Below are 6214 nucleotides of genomic sequence, written 5' to 3' on the forward strand. Positions count from 1 at the left end.
CCGTGGCGCCCGTCAACCGGCGAAGACGGAGGTCATCACCTCGCCGCCGCGGTTGATGACGATCTCCCACGAGCCCGGCATCGTGCGCATCACCCGGTCGAGATCCTTGGTCGCGGCGATCGGCGTCCCGTTCACCGCCACCACGACGTCCCCCTTCAGCAGCCCCGCCCGGGCGGCGAAGGAGTTCTCGTCCACCGATTCGACCGCCACGCCGTCGACCGTGAAGTCCACCTGCAGGTCCTCGGCCACGGCCGGCGAAGTGTTGACGAAGCTGGCCCCGAGGAAGGGCGACCGGCTGCGGACCTTCAGGGTCTCCCGCGGCCGGGTCTCCGGCGCCGTGCCGAGCTTCACCACCACCGTCTGCCGGGCGGTGCCGCGCAGGATGCCGAGCTTGGTCTGCCCCGTGATGCCCTTCAGGGCGAAGCGGTAGCCGAAGGCCTCCGGGTCATCGACCACCTGCCCGTCCACGGACAGGATCAGGTCGCCGCGCTTGAGGCCGGCCTCCTCGGCCGGGCTCTTGGCCTGCAGGCTCGCCACGAGGACGCCGGTCGGGTGGTCGAGGCCCATGCTGTCGGCGATGTCGGGGGTGACGTTCTGCACCCGCGCGCCGAGCCAGGGCCGGCGCACCACCGTCAGGCCGTCCTTGGCGGCCGTGACCACCGCCTTCACCATGCTGACGGGGATGGCGAAGCCGATGCCGTGGCTGCCGCCCGATTGCGAGTAGATCGCGGTGTTGATCCCGACGAGCTGGCCCTGGAGGTTGACGAGCGCCCCGCCGGAATTGCCCGGGTTGATCGCGGCGTCGGTCTGGATGAAGTATTGGTAGTCGGCCGAGCCGACCTGGGTTCGGGCCAGCGCCGAGACGATGCCCTGCGTCACCGTCTGGCCGACGCCGAACGGGTTGCCGATCGCCATCACGAAGTCGCCGACTTCCAGCCGGTCGGGGTCGCCGAACGGCATCGGGTTCAGCCCGGCCGGCGGCTCCTTGATGCGGATCACCGCGAGGTCGGTGCGGCTGTCGCGCAGGACGATGGACGCCTCGAATTCCCGGCGGTCGGCCAGGGCGACGCGCACCTCGTTCATGTTGTCGATGACGTGGGCGTTGGTGATGACGAGGCCCGATCCGTCCACCAGCACACCCGAACCGAGGGACTTCTGCGCCCGCTCGCCTCGGGGGCCGCGGCCCCCGTCCGGCTCGCCGAAGAAGCGGCGCATGAACTCCTCCATCGCGCTCGTGCGCGCGCTGGAGCGCTTGTCGACATGCGAGGCGTAGACATTGACTACCGAGGGCGCCGCCCGCTTCACGACCGGCGCGAAGGACAGCTGGACCTCGCCGCGGCTGAGGGGCACCTGCTTGCCCGCGGCATCCTTGCCCGGAGCCTCCTGCGGCTCCGTCCGCGCCATCTGCGCGGAGGCGGTCCCGGCGAGCAGGACGGCGAAGAGCGCGGCGAGGGGAAGGCGGGTCGTCATGCAAGGCTCCGAAGGCGGGCGCCCCCGCCGGCGGGACCGGACGGAGGCATTCGCACCCAGCCTATCGGAGCCGATTAAGGCAGGCGCGCGACACCTTCGCCGGATCGGGCCCGCGGAGCGCCGAAAGCACCCCCTCCCCGCTCACACGACGAGCTTGGGCTTCGCGTGGGTCCGGCCAAGGGCCTGCGCCGCGGCCTGCGCGGCGGGAATCCGGTGCATCTTGCCCAGGCCGAGGGCCCGGGCGAGCTCCGAACGGCGCTCCGAGTAGGAGGGCGAGGTCATCGGATAGTCGGGATCCAGGCCCCACTTCGCCCGGTACTCGTCCGGCGTCAGCCCGTGCATCGCGAGGTGGCGGCGCAGGGTCTTGTAGGGCTTGCCGTCCTCGAACGAGATCAAGAAGTCGGGCGTGATCGACCGCTCGATCTCCTGGGGCGTGAGCTTCGGCGGCAGCTCGATCGGCTTCCGCCTCTGTTCGATCTTCGACAGCATCCGATAGATGCTGGTGACCATCTCCGGAAGATCGGTCGGTTGGACGTGATTGTGGCTGACGTAGGCCGTCACGACATCCGTGGTCAGGGCAATGAGTCGATTGTCGACGGATGGAGGCATCATAGCACGCGTGTCCCGCACCCTTATGGCGTAAAAGACATCATATGTAGAGATATACCGCGTAGAAGGCGTCAACACAACTCAAACGTGCGAGCAATCGGACGATTCCGCGCAGTTTCCCTCGCCTTTGCGGAGAAGCTGACGCCGAAGGGGCGGTCCCTCACCGTCTTCGCCGCATATCGACGCTTTTCCGATGGGTCAGATTTATTCGTGCGCCATTTACCGAGCGAGAGGGATGCGCCGGGCGCGCTTTGTCCCGCTCCGCCACGTCCGTGAACGAAAACGACTGAATGTGAGCGCCTCTCGGTGTCGAGGGCCCCGCCGGCCGGAGACGACACTGCGAAGACCGATCGTTCCGGCTCCCGGGGCAGGCGCGTTGACAGGACCCGCCCGGCCACGCGAACACAGCGGCATGTCACAGCCCCTCCACCGACCGAATCCGCTGGGCGAGCGCCTCGCCGCATTCGGCATCGCCGCTCTGGTGGTGGCCACCGTGCTCGTCGGCGTCTTCGCTCCGGACCGGAGGGAATCGCCCCCCCGCACCGCCGCCGACGATCCGGCCTGCCTGGAATGGTCGAATGGCTGCCAGGTCTGCCAGCGCTGGCCGGAGGGGCCGGCCTGCTCGCTGCCGGGAATCGCCTGTCAGCCCGGGGCCCTGCACTGCCTGCGCCATCGCGACGGGTGACGCGTCCGCCCGCGATCCTGCGGTTCGCGCCGAGCCCCAACGGAAGGCTGCATCTCGGTCACGCCTTCTCCGCCCTGCTGAACGTACGCTTTGCGGAGCATCTCGGGGGCGTTTGCCGCCTGCGGATCGAGGACATCGATCCGGTCCGCTCGAAGCCCCATCTGACGGAGGCCATCCTCGCCGATCTGACGTGGCTCGGCTTGGACTATCCTAGGCCGATTCGTCACCAATCGCGCCATATGGACGAATATCGTTCGGCCCTCGCCCGCCTCGTCGCCCTGGGCCTCGCCTATCCCTGCTTCTGTTCCCGCGCCGACATCCGCTCCCGGGCGACCGCCTTCGACCCCGACGGCGCCCCGCTCTATCCCGGCACCTGCCGCCATCGCGATCCCCGCGAGGCCGCTGCGCGGCGGGAGCGGGGGGATCCGCACACGTGGCGGCTTTCGATGGCGCACGCCCTCCCGCGCGCGCGGGAAGAGAGAGCGCTCGGCTACATTGCGTTTGGGGACGAGGGCGAGTCCTGGGTGCCGGTCGATCCGGCCCCCTGGGGTGACGCGGTGATCGCCCGGCGGGACGTGCCCACGAGCTACCATCTGTCGGTGGTGCACGACGATGCGGTGGAGGGCGTCACGCATGTCGTGCGCGGCGCCGACCTCGAGGCCGCGACGGCGATCCACGTCCTGCTTCAGCGCCTTCTCGGGCTGCCGACGCCCCGGTACCACCACCACCGGCTGATCCAGGATGCCGATGGCCGCAAGCTCGCCAAGTCCCGGGGCTCCACGAGCCTCGCGGAGCTGCGCGCGGCGGGCATCGGTGCCGCCGAGATCAGGTTATGGTGTCGAGAGGTGTGACCTGTGTGCGGGCCCGGGGCGCCGCTCCGCCCCGCCGCCCCGGCCCTATCGGATCGCCGCGTCGCGCTGGGCGATGGCCGTGGCGCTCTTGGCCTTCTGCATCGTCGCCTCGATCTGCTCGCGCTGCCGCTTGAAGTCGGCGAGCAGCCGGCCGTCGAGCTCCCGGCCCCGGGGGACGCGGATCTTCATCGGGTCCACGAAGTGCCCGTTGATGATCACCTCGTAATGGAGGTGCGCGCCGGTGGAGAGGCCGGTGGAGCCGACATAGCCGATGACCTGACCCTGGCGGACGCGGACGCCTTCGGTGATGCCGCGCCCGAACCGGGACATGTGGTTGTAGGTGGTGACGTAGCCGTTGATGTGCTGGAGTTCGACCCGGCGGCCGTAACCGGAGGTCATCTCCGCCCGGATCACGAGGCCGTTGCCCGCGGCCATGATCGGCGTGCCGATGGGGTTGGACCAGTCGACGCCCGTATGCAGCTTGGCATAGCCCAGCACCGGGTGGCGGCGGTAGCCGAAGCCGGAGCGCATGATGCCGTCGGCGATGGGCTTGCGCAGCAGGAACTTCTTCAGGGACCGGCCCTGGTCGTCGAGATAGTCGATGGAGCCGTCGTCCGGCGATTGAAAGCGGAACACCTTCCGCGTCTCACCGCCGAGGGTGAGCGCCGCGTAGAGCAGGTCCGGCCGGTCGGCGCCGGTCCCCTCCTCGTCGTAGGTGTAGAAGACGTCGAGGCCGTCGCCGCTCTGGACCCGGCGCTGGAAGTCGAGGTCGTAGCTGAAGACCCGGACGATGTCCTCGACCGTGGCCCGCGGGATGTCGTGGCGGCCCGCCGTCTCGTACAGGCTCTGGTAGAGCCGCGGGCCGGAGCCGGAATCCTCGTCGTCCTCCTCGGTGGCCTCGGCCTGGGGCTGCGGCTTCTGGCCGGACGCCTCCTCCGTGGGCGGGGCGACGGACACGAAGGCGCCGCGGTCGTTGATGGCGGCGATGCCCTCAATGCCGTTCTCCCCGTAGAGCACCACGCGGGTGAGCTGGCGCCCGTTGGCCGGGGGCGGGCCGGGGGCGATCTGCACCCGCATCTGCTGGCCCTCGGTGAGGGCGGAGGTCCGCGCCTTGCCGCCGAGCGCCGCGACGATGCCGCGGATCTGCTCGTCGCCCGCGAACCCCGTGGCCTTCAGCGTCGTCTCCAGCGTCTCGCCCTTGGCGAGGGCGAGGTCGCGCTCCTCGACGAGGGGCGGCTCGTTCGGCTTCAGGTCGGTCTTGGCGAGCTTGGTGACGTTCTCGGGGACGACGAGCACCTCGATCGCCTTGAACGGATTGTTCTCCTTGGGGGCGCCGTCGAGGGCGCCGGCCGCCTGCTGCAGGGTGCGGGACAGCATGATCTGCGGGGCGATCGGGATGGTGGTGCGCCGGCCGGCCTCGGCGGCGATGCGGCGCTCCTCCTCGACCTGGGCGGTGACGTCGTCGTCGCTGAGCGCCGGGGCGGAGGCATCCACCGGCGTGGCGGCGAGGTCCCGCTTGACCACGGTCACCTCGGCGCCCGGCGCGTCGCTGGCGGCGTCCGCGGCGCGCTCCTGCGGTTCGTCGGACACGAATTTCATCGGGTCGAACTTCGGCACGTCCGACGCGTAGGTGCCCGCGGTCAGGGACAGGGGCGTCGTGATCCGCACGAAGGGTTTGGCCTTGATGATCTCGCGGTCGCCGAGCCGCACCGTCACCGGGGCGCGGAAGCTCTGGCGGGCCGAGGCGACCATCGGGTTGCGGACGAGCCGGTCACCCTTGTGCGCGACGTTGGCGCTGCCCTCGTTCTGCTGGAGGCGGGGGACGATGTTCGGCTGGTCGGGGATCGCCGCGTAGGACAGGTCGCCCTGGATGGAGACGTGGAGGGCGGCGGCGATCAGGGCGGCGCCGGTCAGGCCGGTGAGCGAGCTGGCACAGAGCCAGCGCAGGTTCACCGCCCGGCGGTCGACCTGCGCGGCCTCGGACCCGAACAGATCGAGGGGCGCCGGCCCGCTCGGTGTGACGGGGGCCGCACCGTCGATCCTGTATCGCTCGCGCTTCACTCGCTGGTCCTGCAGAACAATCACCGTCGGCGCCGTCGCGACGGTTCGGTCGCGCCAGGGGGAGAAAGACCGTGTCGCCCGCGGGGGCAAGCCTGTCGAGGTTCAGCATGTCATGGGTCAGGATGTCTAGATTGAGGCGCGCGCACGCGGGGCGAGCTTCCCCGGGTCCCGATCCGGTTCCCCTGCGGCGGGGGAATTTTTCGAAGGGCCTGCTTTTTCCGGTTGACGCGATCCGGGGCGATCCGTATACCCCTGTTCATCGGCGCCGGCCGCGGAAGCGGACCGGTTGACGACGCACCTTCTGAACATCGCGGCAGGGTTGGCCGGCGAACGCCGGGCACGCTGCTGTTTTTGTCCTCTAGGTACGGGGTCTCGAACCATCGGGTTCAGGCCTTCCGCTCTTTGACATTGTGATATTGAGGAAGGGAGACGCGGACGGCGTTTTTATCTGTCCTTGCGGATCTGGCGTGATGCTGGATCGTGAGAGACGAGACGCTGATCTGTGGATCTCTTTTTGAGCTCACCGAGCTTGCGCTGT

General features: G+C 69.5%; 5 protein-coding genes. 2 read left to right on the forward strand and 3 right to left on the reverse strand.

Annotated elements, in window-relative coordinates:
• Positions 1–12: 12 nt before the first annotated feature.
• A complete protein-coding gene (locus tag MKK53_RS10275; RefSeq protein WP_243928596.1) occupies positions 13–1470 on the reverse strand; it encodes a Do family serine endopeptidase in 1458 nt (485 codons plus the stop codon).
• Between the two features lie 141 nt (positions 1471–1611).
• The gene (locus MKK53_RS10280; protein ID WP_243928597.1) at positions 1612–2082 is read right to left on the reverse strand and encodes a MucR family transcriptional regulator; all 471 of its coding nucleotides are present in this window, start codon (positions 2080–2082) and stop codon (positions 1612–1614) included.
• Between the two features lie 409 nt (positions 2083–2491).
• Here MKK53_RS10280 and MKK53_RS10285 point away from each other — a divergent pair, with 409 nt between their 5' ends.
• Complete coding sequence (locus tag MKK53_RS10285; RefSeq protein ID WP_243928598.1) at positions 2492–2764, forward strand: hypothetical protein; 273 nt, start codon at positions 2492–2494, stop codon at positions 2762–2764.
• Positions 2761–3615: a tRNA glutamyl-Q(34) synthetase GluQRS gene (gluQRS, locus tag MKK53_RS10290; RefSeq protein WP_243928599.1), complete on the forward strand. Its 855-nt coding sequence runs from the start codon at positions 2761–2763 to the stop codon at positions 3613–3615. The genes MKK53_RS10285 and gluQRS overlap by 4 nt, the downstream gene beginning before the upstream one ends.
• Positions 3616–3660: 45 nt before the next feature.
• Here the strand turns inward: gluQRS and MKK53_RS10295 are convergent, their stop codons facing one another.
• Positions 3661–5676 (reverse strand): M23 family metallopeptidase, encoded by a 2016-nt coding sequence (locus MKK53_RS10295; RefSeq protein ID WP_243928600.1) that lies wholly within the window; start codon positions 5674–5676, stop codon positions 3661–3663.
• Between the last annotated feature and the right edge of the window lie 538 nt (positions 5677–6214).

The sequence above is a fragment of the Methylobacterium sp. J-076 genome (assembly GCF_022829405.1).
Lineage (GTDB): Bacteria > Pseudomonadota > Alphaproteobacteria > Rhizobiales > Beijerinckiaceae > Methylobacterium.